At 63.7% G+C, this 13,361-nt stretch carries 17 protein-coding genes and 1 pseudogene; 10 read left to right on the forward strand and 8 right to left on the reverse strand.

Annotated features, from left to right (window positions below; translation table 11 throughout):
- The 8 genes from ptsN to kdsD form a co-directional block, all read right to left on the reverse strand.
- Complete coding sequence (ptsN, locus tag FFS27_RS00185) at positions 1-465, reverse strand: PTS IIA-like nitrogen regulatory protein PtsN (RefSeq protein ID WP_003098853.1); 465 nt, start codon at positions 463-465, stop codon at positions 1-3.
- A gap of 13 nt (positions 466-478) precedes the next feature.
- Positions 479-787, reverse strand: coding sequence for a ribosome hibernation-promoting factor, HPF/YfiA family (hpf, locus tag FFS27_RS00190; RefSeq protein WP_003094359.1), 309 nt, complete (start codon positions 785-787; stop codon positions 479-481).
- 77 nt (positions 788-864) lie between these two features.
- Positions 865-2,358, reverse strand: coding sequence for an RNA polymerase factor sigma-54 (locus FFS27_RS00195; protein ID WP_003094357.1), 1,494 nt, complete (start codon positions 2,356-2,358; stop codon positions 865-867).
- Between the two features lie 225 nt (positions 2,359-2,583).
- On the reverse strand, positions 2,584-3,309 hold the full coding sequence (lptB, locus tag FFS27_RS00200) for an LPS export ABC transporter ATP-binding protein (RefSeq protein WP_003094355.1): 726 nt from the start codon (positions 3,307-3,309) through the stop codon (positions 2,584-2,586).
- Positions 3,309-3,836 carry a lipopolysaccharide transport periplasmic protein LptA gene (gene lptA, locus FFS27_RS00205; RefSeq protein WP_003120916.1) on the reverse strand — a complete coding sequence of 176 codons (528 nt, stop codon included), beginning with the start codon at positions 3,834-3,836 and terminating at the stop codon, positions 3,309-3,311. Before lptA ends, lptB begins: the two co-directional genes overlap by 1 nt.
- The gene (gene lptC / locus FFS27_RS00210; RefSeq protein WP_003094353.1) at positions 3,823-4,395 is read right to left on the reverse strand and encodes an LPS export ABC transporter periplasmic protein LptC; all 573 of its coding nucleotides are present in this window, start codon (positions 4,393-4,395) and stop codon (positions 3,823-3,825) included. The genes lptA and lptC overlap by 14 nt, the downstream gene beginning before the upstream one ends.
- Positions 4,396-4,403: 8 nt before the next feature.
- Positions 4,404-4,943, reverse strand: a complete 540-nt coding sequence (locus FFS27_RS00215) for a KdsC family phosphatase (protein ID WP_003094350.1) — start codon at positions 4,941-4,943, stop codon at positions 4,404-4,406.
- The gene (gene kdsD / locus FFS27_RS00220; RefSeq protein ID WP_003094347.1) at positions 4,943-5,923 is read right to left on the reverse strand and encodes an arabinose-5-phosphate isomerase KdsD; all 981 of its coding nucleotides are present in this window, start codon (positions 5,921-5,923) and stop codon (positions 4,943-4,945) included. The genes FFS27_RS00215 and kdsD overlap by 1 nt, the downstream gene beginning before the upstream one ends.
- 413 nt (positions 5,924-6,336) lie before the next feature.
- Between kdsD and FFS27_RS00225 the strand changes: the two genes are divergently transcribed.
- The 10 genes and pseudogenes from FFS27_RS00225 to FFS27_RS00270 form a co-directional block, all read left to right on the forward strand.
- Entirely contained in the window at positions 6,337-7,146 is an 810-nt protein-coding gene (locus tag FFS27_RS00225; protein ID WP_003094343.1) for an ATP-binding cassette domain-containing protein, read from the forward strand.
- Entirely contained in the window at positions 7,146-7,943 is a 798-nt protein-coding gene (gene mlaE, locus FFS27_RS00230) for a lipid asymmetry maintenance ABC transporter permease subunit MlaE (RefSeq protein WP_003094341.1), read from the forward strand. Before FFS27_RS00225 ends, mlaE begins: the two co-directional genes overlap by 1 nt.
- A complete protein-coding gene (gene mlaD, locus FFS27_RS00235; RefSeq protein ID WP_003094339.1) occupies positions 7,944-8,417 on the forward strand; it encodes an outer membrane lipid asymmetry maintenance protein MlaD in 474 nt (157 codons plus the stop codon).
- Positions 8,418-8,428: 11 nt separating this feature from the next.
- Entirely contained in the window at positions 8,429-9,076 is a 648-nt protein-coding gene (locus FFS27_RS00240) for an MlaC/ttg2D family ABC transporter substrate-binding protein (protein WP_003094337.1), read from the forward strand.
- Positions 9,073-9,381: an STAS domain-containing protein gene (locus FFS27_RS00245; protein ID WP_003094335.1), complete on the forward strand. Its 309-nt coding sequence runs from the start codon at positions 9,073-9,075 to the stop codon at positions 9,379-9,381. Before FFS27_RS00240 ends, FFS27_RS00245 begins: the two co-directional genes overlap by 4 nt.
- A 116-nt stretch (positions 9,382-9,497) precedes the next feature.
- Complete coding sequence (locus FFS27_RS00250) at positions 9,498-9,737, forward strand: BolA family protein (RefSeq protein ID WP_003094334.1); 240 nt, start codon at positions 9,498-9,500, stop codon at positions 9,735-9,737.
- A gap of 20 nt (positions 9,738-9,757) precedes the next feature.
- Complete coding sequence (murA, locus tag FFS27_RS00255; RefSeq protein ID WP_003094332.1) at positions 9,758-11,023, forward strand: UDP-N-acetylglucosamine 1-carboxyvinyltransferase; 1,266 nt, start codon at positions 9,758-9,760, stop codon at positions 11,021-11,023.
- A 17-nt stretch (positions 11,024-11,040) separates the two neighbouring features.
- Entirely contained in the window at positions 11,041-11,676 is a 636-nt protein-coding gene (gene hisG, locus FFS27_RS00260; protein WP_003094331.1) for an ATP phosphoribosyltransferase, read from the forward strand.
- A 125-nt stretch (positions 11,677-11,801) separates the two neighbouring features.
- On the forward strand, positions 11,802-13,124 hold the full coding sequence (gene hisD / locus FFS27_RS00265; protein ID WP_003110025.1) for a histidinol dehydrogenase: 1,323 nt from the start codon (positions 11,802-11,804) through the stop codon (positions 13,122-13,124).
- A gap of 2 nt (positions 13,125-13,126) precedes the next feature.
- Positions 13,127-13,361, forward strand: a pseudogene (locus tag FFS27_RS00270) (histidinol-phosphate transaminase); the annotation flags it as partial.

Genomic DNA, 13,361 nt, shown 5'->3' on the forward strand with positions numbered 1-13,361 from the left:
TCATTGCCCGTTCTGTACGTCTACCACGATCTGATAAAGCGCTTCGGCAGTGGGAGCGCTGCGCAGGCGGTCGCGTACGTCGGCACGGTCGAGCATGGCGGCGATCTGCCGGAGCAGTTCGAGATGTTCTTCGGTCGCGGCCTCCGGTACCAGCAAGACGAAGAGCAGGTCGACCGGCGCGCCGTCCAGCGCGTCGAAGTCCACGGGAGCATCCAGGTGCAGCACGGCGCTGATGGGGCTCTGGCAGCCAGACAGGCGGCAGTGCGGAATGGCGATGCCATTGCCGAAGCCGGTGGAGCCGAGTTTTTCCCGGGCCACCAGGTTTTCGAAGATGGTCTGGGCGTCGAACTCCGGCAGCTCCCTGGCTACCAGGTTGGCGATTTGTTCGAGTACGCGTTTCTTGCTGCCGCCCGGCACGTTCACGAGGGAACGGCCGGGGGTCAGGATTTGCTCAAGTCGGATCATAGGGGAGGGGAGATCAGCGGGCGCCTACGCCTTGCTGCCGTTCGAGATACTTCTCTTTGTGTTTGATCAGTTGACGGTCGAGTTTGTCGATCAGCAGGTCGATGGCCGCGTACATGTCCTCATGTTCCGCATTGGCTACGATCTCGCCACCGGCGATGCGCAGGGTGGCTTCGATCTTCTGCTTCAGTTTCTCGACCTCCATGATCACCTGAACATTGGTGATCTTGTCGAAATGGCGCTCCAGACGGCTCAGTTTCTCGCCGACATAGTCGCGCAGGGCGTCGGTCACATCCAGTTGATGGCCACTGATGTTGACTTGCATACCGCGTTCTCCTTGTTGCCCGTGTGTAAGTGGCAGGTTAGCAACCTGCCTCCGGAACACCTTGGCGTGGATCAACGTCACACCAGTCGCTTGCGCTCGCTCGAAGGGGCTATGCCCAGGGATTCGCGGTATTTGGCGACGGTGCGGCGAGCCACTTGAATGCCCTGTGCCTCCAGTAAACCAGCGATCTTGCTGTCGCTCAATGGCTTTTTCGCATTTTCCGCGGCCACCAGTTTCTTGATGATCGCGCGGATCGCGGTGGACGAGCATTCCCCGCCTTCAGCGGTACTGACGTGACTTGAAAAGAAATATTTCAGCTCGAAAATGCCGCGCGGCGTATGCATGTATTTCTGCGTGGTGACCCGCGAAATGGTCGATTCGTGCATGCCCACCGCTTCGGCGATGTCGTGCAGGACCAGCGGCTTCATGGCTTCTTCGCCGTAGTCGAGGAAACCGCGCTGGTGCTCGACGATCTGGGTGGCGACCTTCATCAGCGTTTCGTTGCGGCTCTGCAGGCTCTTGATGAACCAGCGGGCTTCCTGCAACTGGTTGCGCATGAAGGTATTGTCGGCGCTGCTGTCGGCGCGGCGGACCATGCCGGCGTAGGTGGCGTTGACGCGCAGGCGCGGCATCGCCTCCTGGTTCAGCTCGACCAGCCAGCGCTCGTTGTCCTTGCGCACGATGACGTCGGGGACGATGTATTCGGCTTCGCTCGATTCGATCTGCGAACCGGGCCGGGGATGCAGGCACTGGATCAGCTCGATGACCTGGCGCAGTTCGTCTTCCTTGAGCTTCATGCGCCGCATCAATTGGCTGTAGTCGCGGCCGCCGAGCAGGTCGAGGTAGTCGGATACCAGGCGCAGCGCTTCGTTCAGCCAGGGCGTGGTGGACGGCAACTGGCGCAGTTGCAGCAGCAGGCACTCGCGCAGGTTGCGGGCGCCGATGCCAGCAGGTTCCAGTTGCTGGATGCGGCGCAGCACGACTTCCACTTCGTCGAGTTCGACGTCCAGTTCCGGATCGATGGCGGCGAGGATTTCTTCGAGGGACTCTTCGAGATAGCCATCGTTGTTGATGCTATCGATGATGGTCACCGCGATCATCCGATCGGTGTCCGACATCGGTGCCAGGTTGACCTGCCAGAGCAGGTGGCTGTGCAGGCTCTCGCCGCTGCTGGTGCGCGCGGTGAAGTCCCATTCGTCATCGTCGTTGCTGGGCAGGCTGCTGGCGCTGGTCTGGTAGATGTCTTCCCAGGCGGTATCCACCGGCAACTCGCTGGGTATGCGTTCGCTCCACTGGTCGTCGTCGAGGCTTTCGACGCTGGGCGTGGCGCTTTCCTGGAGAGGGCTCTCCTGGGGCGCGCTGGCCGCCTGTTCGGCGCCATCGGCGAGAGGGTCGCTGTTGTCGAAATCGTCGCCGTCTTCCTGGCGTTCGAGCATGGGATTGGATTCCAGCGCTTCCTGGATTTCCTGCTGGAGGTCCAGGGTGGATAGCTGGAGGAGGCGTATGGCCTGTTGCAGCTGCGGCGTCATCGTCAGCTGCTGGCCCATCTTGAGGACTAGCGATGGTTTCATGGCTGAGGGCTTAGTACCTTATTCGCTGGTACCGGATGGCACCATCCACTACTACGGGTGCCGAGGTGGCGGCACCGCCAGGAAGCAAATTATATGCCTGAATTTTCGTACTTTGCCTAGGGTTGCTCTGAATAAATCATCCGCTCCAGGCGGCACTCGTGGTTGCGAAACCGCGGGCGAGCGGAACCGCTCCGGCGAGGCCGGAGGGCGCGCTAGGAGATTTCTTCAGAGGCGGAACTCGTGCCCCAGGTAGACTTCCTTGACCAGGTCGTTGGCGAGGATGCTCTCGGCATCCCCCTCCGCGATCAACTGCCCATCATTGACGATATACGCCGTTTCACAGATGTCCAGGGTCTCGCGGACGTTGTGGTCGGTGATGAGGATGCCGATACCCTTCGCCTTGAGGTGATGGATGATCTGCTTGATGTCGCCGACCGAGATCGGGTCCACGCCGGCGAAGGGCTCGTCGAGGAGGATGAATTTCGGCGCGCTGGCCAGGGCGCGGGCGATTTCCACCCGGCGTCGTTCGCCGCCGGACAGGCTCATGCCGAGGTTGTCGCGGATGTGGTGGATGTGGAATTCCTGCAGCAGGCCTTCCAGGGCTTCCTTGCGACCGTTGCGATCGAGGTCGCTGCGGGTCTCGAGGATCGCCATGATGTTGTCGGATACCGACAGCTTGCGGAAGATCGAGGCTTCCTGCGGCAGGTAGCCGATGCCGGCCCGGGCGCGCCCGTGCATCGGCAGGTGGGTGACGTTCTGCTCGTCGATGCGGACCACGCCCTGGTCGGCCTGGACCAGGCCGACGATCATGTAGAAGCAGGTGGTCTTGCCGGCACCGTTCGGACCGAGCAGGCCGACGATCTGCCCGCTATCGATGGACATGCTGACGTCGCGGACGACTTGCCGGCCTTTATAGCTTTTGGCCAGGTGCTGGGCTTTGAGCGTTGCCATTACTGGGCCTTTTTCTTCGGCTGGATGACCATGTCGATGCGCGGGCGCGGGCTGGTCACCTGGGAGCCGGTGGCACGACCCGCGTTGACGATCTGGCGCTGGGTGTCATAGACGATCTTCTCGCCTTCGAAGGTGTTGCCTTCCTGGATCACCTTGGCCTGGTCGATCAGCACGACCCGGTTCTGCGTGACGAAGTACTGGATGGTCAGGCCATAGGCCTTGGTCACGTCCTTGTCCGGAGCGGGTTTCTGCTCGTAGTAGGCAGGCTTGCCGACCGAGGTCACGACCTCGATGTCGCCGTTCTTGTCCTGTTTCAGGGTCACGGTGTTGCCGGTCAGCTTGGTGCTGCCCTGGGTCACCACGACGTCGCCGCGGTAGACCGCGACGCCCTGCTTGTCGTCCAGTTCGGCGCTGTCGGCCTGGACGCGGATCGGTTGTTCGCGGTCCGAAGGCAGGGCCAAGGCCATGGAGCTGCCGAGGGCGGCAGTCAGACCGAAAATAAGGGGGAGGGTATTAACGAACCTCATGCTGACCTCTTACGTTGGACAGCAGGTGCATCCGGCTGTCTTTCAGATACGCTTTCATTCCAACAGCCGTCGTCACTCCATTGGCCGCGTCGATTTTAACGGCTTGCTCGGTCTGTGCATAATTCTTGTCGGGGAATACGGTCAGCCGAGTGGTGGTCAGGATGCTTGGTTGGCCCTTGGCATCGGTACGTGCGACGCGCACGTCGTCGATGAGTTCGACCTCCTTGCCTTTCGGTCCGACTTCGGCGCGGGCGCTCTGGATGTGCCAGGGTTGCACGTTGCCACGGAAGAGCAGCAGGTCGGGGGTGGTGACGAAAGTGATGTCCGTGGCTTTCTGGTGCTCCAGCTTCACCGCGGTCATCTCGTAGTCGAGGCTGCCGTCCTCCTGGTACTGGAGGCTATGGGCATTCTCGGCATAGTAGTCGATGGTGTTGTCCTGGCCGGGGCGGGTCGGCTGTTCGTTGAACAGCTCGAGCCCGACGTTCCAGTAGTAGCCCGCGACGATCAGCAACAGGGCGATCAGGGCGAGCAGCAGTTTCTGGCGTAGTGTCTTCGGCATGGTCGGCTCTACAGATAGGCGCCCTGGGCGGCTTCGAGCGTACCCTGGGCGCGCATGATCAGTTCGCAGAACTCGCGGGCGGCGCCTTCGCCGCCGCGGGCCGCGGTGACGCCATGGGCATGCTGGCGCACGAACGGGTCGGCACTGGCTACCGCCATGCCCAGGCCGACGCGGCGGATCACCGGCAGATCGGGCAGGTCGTCGCCAAGGTAGGCGACTTGCTCATAGCCTAGTCCGAGTTCGCCGAGAAGTTCGTCGAGGACGGCGAGCTTGTCTTCCCGGCCCTGATAGAGGTGCTGGATGCCCAGGTTGCGCGCGCGCCGTTCGACCACCGGAGTGTCGCGGCCGGTGATGATGGCGGTGCGCACGCCGGAGGCGATGAGCATCTTGATGCCATGTCCGTCCAGGGTGTTGAAGGTCTTGAACTCGCTGCCGTCGACGAGGAAATACAGCTTGCCGTCGGTCAGCACGCCGTCGACGTCGAAGATCGCCAGGCGTATCCGGCGGGCCCGGACCGGGAGTTCCGCGGCCGAATGGGTATCGCTCATTACATCACTCCTGCGCGCAACAGGTCGTGCATGTTCAGGGCGCCGACCGGACGGTCGTCCGCGTCGACCACCACCAGTGCGCCGATCTTGTTGTCTTCCATGATCTTCAGGGCTTCCGCGGCGAGAATCTCGGCGCGGACGGTTTTGCCGTGGACGGTCATCACCTGGTCGATGGTGACCTGGCGGACGTCGATGCCCCGATCCAGGGCGCGACGCAGGTCGCCATCGGTGAAAATGCCGGCAAGCTTGCCATGTTCGTCGAGCACTACGGTCATGCCCAGGCCCTTGCGGGTCATTTCCATCAGCGCGCCGGTCAGCGAGGTGCCGAGCAGCACCTGCGGCAGCCCTTCGCCGACGTGCATGACGTCTTCCACCTTCAGCAGCAGTCGGCGGCCCAGCGCACCGCCCGGGTGCGAGAAGGCGAAGTCTTCCGCGGTAAAGCCGCGGGCTTCGAGCAGGGCGATCGCCAGGGCGTCGCCGAGGACCAGGGTTACGGTGGTGGAGGAGGTCGGGGCCAGGTTCAGTGGACAGGCTTCCTGGCCGACACTGGCGTCCAGGTTCACTTCCGCAGCCTTGGCCAGGGGCGACTCGGGGTTGCCGGTCATGCTGATCAGGGTGATGCCCAGGCGCTTGATCAGAGGCAACAGGGTGACGATTTCGGCAGTCGAGCCGGAGTTGGACAGGGCGAGGACCACGTCGTCCTTGGTGATCATGCCCATGTCGCCGTGGCTGGCCTCGGCCGGATGCACGAAGAAGGAGGGGGTGCCGGTGCTGGCCAGGGTAGCGGCGATCTTCTTGCCGATGTGACCGGACTTGCCCATGCCGACGACGACGACCCGGCCCTTGCCGGCCAGCAGCAGTTCGCAGGCCTTGACGAAATCGTCGCCAATCCGCGCCAGCAGGCTGTCTACCGCGTCGCGCTCGAGGCCGATGGTGCGCTGGGCGGAATGGATGAAATCGAGGTTCTGGCTCATGTTCAACGAATGTGGCGCCTGGATTAAAGGCGGGATTATAACGGGAAAGCGTGTCCCGCTTACACCAGCCATGCTGTGAAGTCGGTCCGCATCCCCCGCGGCGCAATGTTGTATGGACTGCAATGCTCTGTTACGCCGCCGTTATCTGCACTCCGCGCTATGACTGCATAAATGTCGATATATTCGACGTCGACGCGATTTTTTTCTGTCCGTAGTGAACCTGAAGTGTGCGATATGTCCTAAAGGGCTGAGAGAACGCTCCGAACAAGCTGAATCCAAGCTGAACGGCACGGTGCCAGGCCTTGGGCCAGAACCCGCCGCAGTGCTATAGTCCGCGCCCATTCGACCCCTCCGGGATGCGTGCCTTTGCAACGGGGCAAGGCGTCCAGCATGGACGGGTCGCATCGCAAGGAGTCCTGATGAGCACCGATAGTGCCTACGCGGTCGAGTTGAAGGGCCTGACCTTCAAGCGCGGATCGCGGGCGATTTTCGACAACATCGATGTGCGTATCCCGCGCGGAAAGGTGACCGGCATCATGGGCCCGTCCGGTTGCGGCAAGACCACGTTGCTGCGGCTGATCGCCTCCCAGTTGCGTCCTTCGAAGGGGGAGGTCTGGGTCAACGGGCAGAACCTGCCGCAGCTTTCGCGCGGCGACCTGTTCGACATGCGCAAGCAGTTCGGCGTGCTGTTCCAGAGCGGGGCGCTGTTCACCGATCTCGACGTCTTCGAGAACGTCGCGTTTCCGCTGCGCGTGCATACCCAGCTGCCGGAAGAGATGATCCGCGACATCGTCCTGATGAAGCTTCAGGCCGTCGGCCTGCGCGGCGCCGTGGAACTGATGCCGGACGAGCTTTCCGGCGGCATGAAGCGCCGCGTCGCCCTGGCCCGGGCGATCGCCCTGGACCCGCAGATCCTGCTCTACGACGAGCCGTTCGTGGGGCAGGATCCGATCGCCATGGGCGTCCTGGTGCGCCTGATCCGCCTGCTCAACGATGCCCTCGGCATCACCAGCATCGTGGTTTCCCATGACCTGGCCGAGACCGCCAGCATCGCCGACTACATCTATATCGTCGGCGACGGCCGGGTACTTGGCCACGGGACGCCGGACGTCCTCAAGGAAACCGACGATCCTCGTATCCGCCAGTTCGTCAAGGGAATCCCGGATGGTCCCGTTCCGTTCCATTATCCGGCCCGCGACTACCGGGCCGACCTGCTGGGAGAGCGCTGATGCGTAGAGTCTCTCCCCTCGAACGTATCCGCCTGTTCGGCCGCGCCGGCCTGGACGTGGTCGCCGCGCTCGGCCGCTCGACCCTGTTCCTCGGTCACGCCCTGCTCGGCCGGCGCACGCCAGGCACCGGTTTGCACCTGCTGGTGAAGCAACTCTACTCGGTAGGCGTGCTGTCGCTGGCGATCATCGTCGTCTCGGGCCTGTTCATTGGCATGGTGCTGGCCCTGCAGGGCTACAACATCCTGATTTCCTATGGTTCCGAGCAGGCGGTCGGGCAGATGGTGGCCCTGACCCTGCTGCGCGAACTGGGGCCGGTGGTGACCGGCCTGCTGTTCGCCGGCCGTGCCGGCTCTGCGCTTACCGCGGAAATCGGCAACATGAAGGCCACCGAACAGCTTTCCAGCCTGGAAATGATCGGTGTCGACCCGCTCAAGTACATCGTCGCGCCGCGCCTGTGGGCCGGTTTCATCTCCATGCCGCTGCTCGCCGCGATCTTCAGCGTGGTCGGCATCTGGGGCGGGGCGATGGTCGCGGTCGACTGGCTGGGCGTATACGAGGGGTCGTTCTGGGCGAACATGCAGAACAGCGTGCAGTTCACCGAGGATGTGCTCAACGGCGTGATCAAAAGTATCGTATTCGCCTTCGTGGTGACCTGGATCGCGGTCTACCAAGGCTACGACTGCGAGCCGACCTCGGAAGGAATCAGCCGGGCGACGACTCGGACCGTGGTCTATGCCTCCCTGGCGGTGCTGGGGCTCGACTTCATTCTGACTGCTTTGATGTTTGGAGATTTCTGAATGCAAACCCGCACCCTGGAAATCGGTGTCGGCCTGTTCCTCCTGGCCGGCCTGCTGGCCCTGTTGCTGCTGGCCCTGCGGGTCAGCGGCCTGAGCGTGGGCAACGCCGGCGATACCTACAAGGTCTACGCCTACTTCGACAACATCGCCGGTGTTACCGTGCGCGGCAAGGTCACCCTGGCCGGCGTGACGATCGGCAAGGTGACGGCGGTCGACCTGGATCGCGACAGCTACACTGGTCGCGTGACCATGGAGATCAACCAGAACGTGAACAACCTGCCGGTCGATTCCACGGCGTCGATCCTGACCGCCGGCCTGCTGGGCGAGAAATACATCGGCATCAGCGTCGGCGGCGACGAGGACGTTCTGAAGGACGGCAGCACCATCCACGACACCCAGTCGGCGCTGGTGCTGGAAGACCTGATCGGCAAGTTCCTGCTGAACTCGGTTAACAAAGACGAAGCCAAAAAGTGAGGTTTTCTTCCATGCTGACTCTTCTGCGTCGCGGCCTGCTGGTGTTCCTGGCGGCTTTCCCGCTGCTTTCCATGGCGGCGCCGACCCCGCAACAGGTGGTGCAGGGCACGGTCGACGAACTGCTTTCTGACATCAAGGCCAACAAGGCCGCCTACAAGGCCGATCCGCAAAAGCTCTACGCCACTCTCGACCGTATCCTCGGGCCGGTGGTCGATGCCGAGGGCATCGCCAAGAGCGTGATGACCGTCAAGTATTCGCGCCAGGCCTCACCCGAGCAGATCAAGCGCTTCGAGGAAGTGTTCAAGAACAGCCTGATGCAGTTCTACGGCAACGCGCTGCTCGAATACGACAACCAGGACATCCGCGTGCTGCCTAGCTCGGCCAAGCCGAGCGACGATCGCGCCAGCGTCAACATGGAAATCCGTGACAGCAAGGGCACGGTTTACCCGGTCTCCTACACCATGACCAACCTGGCCGGTGGCTGGAAGGTCCGCAACGTGATCATCAACGGCATCAACATCGGCAAGCTGTTCCGCGACCAGTTCGCCGACACCATGCAGAAGAACCGCAACGACCTCGAGAAGACCATCGCCGGCTGGGGTGAGGTGGTCGCCAAGGCCAAGGAAACCGCGAAAGCGGAAGAGGCCGGGGCGAAATGAGCCAGGCCAGCCTGCGCGAAGGCGCGGCCGGCGAACTGCAGCTCGCCGGCGTGCTCGACTACAGCAGCGGGCCGGCGTTGCGCGAGCAGGGCGGTCGGCTGATCCGCGCCAGCCAGGCGGCGGAACTGGTCGTCGACTGCTCGGCGGTGGAGCGCTCCAGCAGCGTGGGCATTTCCCTGTTGCTGGCCTTCATGCGCGACGCACGCAAGGCCGGCAAGGTCCTGAGCGTCAGGGCCTTGCCGGACGACATGCGGGAGATTGCCAAGGTCAGCAGCCTTCTGGAGATCCTGCCTCTGCAGGAATGACCGGCCGGCGGAACGAGCGGCCCTCCGTCTGCGCGTCCCTTCCTGGGGTTCGCAGGCGGAGGGCTTTTTTGTATGATGGCCGACCGTGCGCGTAGGGCGCCCGATTGAGGTTGAGCATGCAGGCCGAAGACGTTAAGAGCCTTCTCCAGGAAAAACTCCCCGGCACCCAGGTGGAAGTCGAGGGCGAAGGGTGCAATTTCCAACTGAATCTGATCAGCGACGAACTGGCCGGCCAGAGCCCGGTCAAGCGTCAGCAGCAGGTCTACGCCCATTTGAACGCCTGGATCGCCGATGGCAGCATCCATGCCGTCACCATGAAATTCTTCAGCCGCGCCGCCTGGGCCGAGCGTTCCTGAGCCCACGGGGGATCATTGCAATGGATAAACTGATTATTACCGGCGGTAACCGCCTCGATGGCGAAATCCGCATTTCCGGCGCGAAGAACTCGGCGTTGCCGATCCTGGCCGCGACCCTGCTGGCCGATACTCCGGTCACCGTCTGCAACCTGCCGCACCTGCACGACATTACCACCATGATCGAACTGTTCGGCCGCATGGGCGTGCAGCCGATCATCGACGAGAAGCTCAACGTCGAAGTCGATGCCAGCAGCATCAAGACCCTGGTCGCGCCGTATGAACTGGTGAAGACCATGCGTGCCTCGATCCTGGTGCTGGGCCCGATGCTAGCGCGCTTCGGCGAGGCCGAAGTGGCCCTGCCGGGCGGTTGCGCGATCGGTTCGCGTCCGGTCGACCTGCATATCCGCGGTCTCGAGGCCATGGGCGCGCAGATCGAGGTCGAAGGCGGCTACATCAAGGCCAAGGCGCCGGCCGGCGGCCTGCGTGGCGGTCACTTCTTCTTCGATACCGTCAGCGTGACCGGCACCGAGAACCTGATGATGGCCGCCGCGCTGGCCAACGGCCGCACCGTGCTGCAGAACGCCGCTCGCGAGCCGGAGGTGGTCGACCTGGCCAACTGCCTGAACGCCATGGGCGCCAACGTCCAGGGCGCTGGCTCCGATACCATCGTCATCGAAGGTGTGAAGCGCCTCGGCGGCGCTCGCTACGACGTACTGCCCGACCGTATCGAGACCGGCACCTACCTGGTGGCCGCGGCCGCGACCGGCGGCCGGGTGAAGTTGAAGGATACCGATCCGACCATCCTCGAGGCGGTCCTGCAGAAGCTGGAAGAGGCCGGTGCTCACATCAGCACCGGCAGCAACTGGATCGAGCTGGACATGAAGGGCAACCGGCCGAAGGCGGTCAACGTGCGTACCGCGCCGTACCCGGCGTTCCCCACCGACATGCAGGCCCAGTTCATCTCCATGAACGCGGTTGCCGAAGGCACCGGCGCGGTCATCGAGACGGTCTTCGAGAACCGCTTCATGCATGTTTACGAAATGAACCGCATGGGTGCGCAGATCCTCGTCGAAGGCAACACCGCCATCGTCACCGGCGTACCCAAGCTCAAGGGCGCTCCGGTCATGGCGACCGACCTGCGCGCATCCGCGAGCCTGGTGATCGCCGGCCTGGTGGCCGAGGGCGACACCCTGATCGATCGCATCTACCACATCGACCGTGGCTACGAGTGCATCGAAGAGAAACTCCAGCTGCTCGGCGCCAAGATCCGCCGCGTACCGGGCTAGCGGAGGCTGTCGCGCAAATGCTGACCATCGCCTTGTCCAAGGGCCGGATTCTCGACGATACCCTGCCGCTGCTCGCAGCGGCGGGCATCGTGCCGTCGGAGAACCCGGACAAGAGCCGCAAGCTGATCATCCCGACGTCCCTGCCCGATGTGCGCCTGCTCATCGTGCGCGCCACCGACGTGCCGACCTATGTCGAGCATGGCGCCGCCGATCTCGGCGTGGCCGGCAAGGACGTGCTGATGGAGTACGGCGGCCAGGGACTCTACGAACCGCTGGACCTGCGTATCGCCAACTGCAAGCTGATGACCGCCGGCGCCATTGGCGCGCCTGAACCCAAGGGACGCCTGCGGGTGGCCACCAAGTTCGTCAATGTCGCCAAGCGCTACTACGCCGAGCAGGGCCGCCAGGTCGACGTGATCAAGCTGTACGGCTCGATGGAGCTGGCGCCGCTGGTCGGTCTCGCCGACAAGATCATCGACGTCGTGGATACCGGCAACACCCTGCGCGCCAACGGCCTGGAGCCCCAGGAGCTGATCGCCACGATCAGCTCGCGCCTGGTGGTCAACAAGGCCTCGATGAAGATGCAGCACGGTCGCATCCAGTCGCTGATCGATACCCTGCGCGACGCCGTCGAGGCGCGACACCGTCACTGATACCCGTGCGGCTCCGCGCCGCACCTGCCTATCCGTGTCATAGCCAAATTTTCTCGGGTGCCCGCACGGTGGGCTTGGTAGTCTAGCGGCGCCCGAGACAACGCCATCCATAAAAGAGGCTCGCTATGACCGCTCCCTTCGCTATCCGTCGACTCAATGCCGCTGATCCGGACTTCGGGCGTCATCTGGATCATCTGCTGAGCTGGGAAAGTGTCTCCGACGATTCGGTCAACCAGCGCGTCCTCGACATCATCGCCGCCGTACGCAGCCGTGGCGACGCCGCCGTGGTCGAGTTCACCCAGCGCTTCGACGGTCTCCAGGCCGCCTCGATGGCCGACCTGATCCTGCCGCGCGAGCGCCTGGAGCTAGCTCTCACCCGTATCACCGTAGCCCAGCGCGAAGCCCTGGAAGTCGCCGCCGAGCGCGTGCGCAGCTACCACGAGAAGCAGAAGCAGGGTTCCTGGCGCTACACCGAGACCGACGGCACGGTGCTCGGCCAGCAGGTCACCCCGCTGGACCGCGCCGGGCTCTATGTGCCGGGCGGCAAGGCGTCCTACCCGTCCTCGGTGCTGATGAACGCGATCCCGGCCAAGGTCGCCGGGGTGTCCGAAGTGGTCATGGTCGTACCGACCCCGCGCGGCGAGATCAACGAGATCGTCCTCGCCGCCGCCTGCATCGCCGGTGTCGACCGTGTCTTCACCATCGGCGGGGCACAGGCCGTGGCCGCGTTGGCCTACGGCACCGAAAGCGTGCCGCGGGTGGACAAGATCGTCGGCCCCGGCAACATCTACGTGGCCACCGCCAAGCGTCACGTGTTCGGCCAGGTCGGCATCGACATGATCGCCGGTCCCTCGGAAATCCTCGTGGTCTGCGATGGCCAGACCGATCCCGACTGGATCGCCATGGACCTGTTCTCCCAGGCCGAACACGACGAAGACGCCCAGTCGATCCTGGTCAGTCCGGACGCGGCGTTCCTGGACCGCGTCGCGGACAGCATCGCTCGCCTGCTGCCGACCATGGAGCGCGCCGAGATCATCCGCACCTCCCTGGAGGGGCGCGGCGCGCTGATCCAGGTCGCCGACCAGGCCCAGGCCTGTGCGGTGGCCAACCGCATCGCCCCGGAACACCTGGAGCTGTCGGTGGCCGATCCGGAAAGCTGGCTGCCGGAGATCCGCCATGCCGGCGCGATCTTCATGGGCCGCTACACTGCCGAGGCCCTGGGCGACTACTGCGCCGGCCCGAACCACGTGCTGCCGACCTCCGGTACCGCGCGTTTCTCTTCGCCGCTGGGGGTATATGACTTCCAGAAGCGTTCGTCGATCATCAACTGCTCGGCCGAGGGCGCTTCGGTCCTCGGTCGCACCGCTTCGGTGCTGGCTCGCGGCGAGTCGTTGACCGCCCACGCGCGCAGCGCCGAATACCGCATCCTCGACGAGAAGGAGGCCTGAGCATGAGCAAATTCTGGAGTCCCTTCGTCAAGGACCTGGTGCCCTATGTGCCGGGCGAGCAGCCGAAGCTGTCGCGGCTGGTCAAGCTGAACACCAACGAGAATCCCTACGGTCCGTCGCCGCAGGCGCTCGCCGCGATGCAGGCGGAACTCAACGACGACCTGCGCCTGTATCCCGATCCCAACGGCGAGCGGTTGAAGCAGGCGGTCGCCACGCACTACGGCGTACAGGCCAACC

The sequence above is a fragment of the Pseudomonas sp. 2VD genome (assembly GCF_005503585.1).
Classification (GTDB): domain Bacteria; phylum Pseudomonadota; class Gammaproteobacteria; order Pseudomonadales; family Pseudomonadaceae; genus Pseudomonas; species Pseudomonas aeruginosa.

Coding starts and splice junctions, on each gene's coding strand:
- FFS27_RS00225 (WP_003094343.1), top strand. CDS start 6,337: ATGAGCACCGATAGTGCCTACGCGGTCGAGTTGAAGGGCCTGACCTTC.
- FFS27_RS00250 (WP_003094334.1), top strand. CDS start 9,498: ATGCAGGCCGAAGACGTTAAGAGCCTTCTCCAGGAAAAACTCCCCGGC.
- lptC (WP_003094353.1), bottom strand. CDS start 4,395: ATGCCGAAGACACTACGCCAGAAACTGCTGCTCGCCCTGATCGCCCTG.
- FFS27_RS00240 (WP_003094337.1), top strand. CDS start 8,429: ATGCTGACTCTTCTGCGTCGCGGCCTGCTGGTGTTCCTGGCGGCTTTC.
- mlaE (WP_003094341.1), top strand. CDS start 7,146: ATGCGTAGAGTCTCTCCCCTCGAACGTATCCGCCTGTTCGGCCGCGCC.
- hpf (WP_003094359.1), bottom strand. CDS start 787: ATGCAAGTCAACATCAGTGGCCATCAACTGGATGTGACCGACGCCCTG.
- ptsN (WP_003098853.1), bottom strand. CDS start 465: ATGATCCGACTTGAGCAAATCCTGACCCCCGGCCGTTCCCTCGTGAAC.
- lptB (WP_003094355.1), bottom strand. CDS start 3,309: ATGGCAACGCTCAAAGCCCAGCACCTGGCCAAAAGCTATAAAGGCCGG.
- murA (WP_003094332.1), top strand. CDS start 9,758: ATGGATAAACTGATTATTACCGGCGGTAACCGCCTCGATGGCGAAATC.
- lptA (WP_003120916.1), bottom strand. CDS start 3,836: ATGAGGTTCGTTAATACCCTCCCCCTTATTTTCGGTCTGACTGCCGCC.
- FFS27_RS00215 (WP_003094350.1), bottom strand. CDS start 4,943: ATGAGCGATACCCATTCGGCCGCGGAACTCCCGGTCCGGGCCCGCCGG.
- mlaD (WP_003094339.1), top strand. CDS start 7,944: ATGCAAACCCGCACCCTGGAAATCGGTGTCGGCCTGTTCCTCCTGGCC.
- FFS27_RS00195 (WP_003094357.1), bottom strand. CDS start 2,358: ATGAAACCATCGCTAGTCCTCAAGATGGGCCAGCAGCTGACGATGACG.
- hisG (WP_003094331.1), top strand. CDS start 11,041: ATGCTGACCATCGCCTTGTCCAAGGGCCGGATTCTCGACGATACCCTG.
- hisD (WP_003110025.1), top strand. CDS start 11,802: ATGACCGCTCCCTTCGCTATCCGTCGACTCAATGCCGCTGATCCGGAC.
- FFS27_RS00245 (WP_003094335.1), top strand. CDS start 9,073: ATGAGCCAGGCCAGCCTGCGCGAAGGCGCGGCCGGCGAACTGCAGCTC.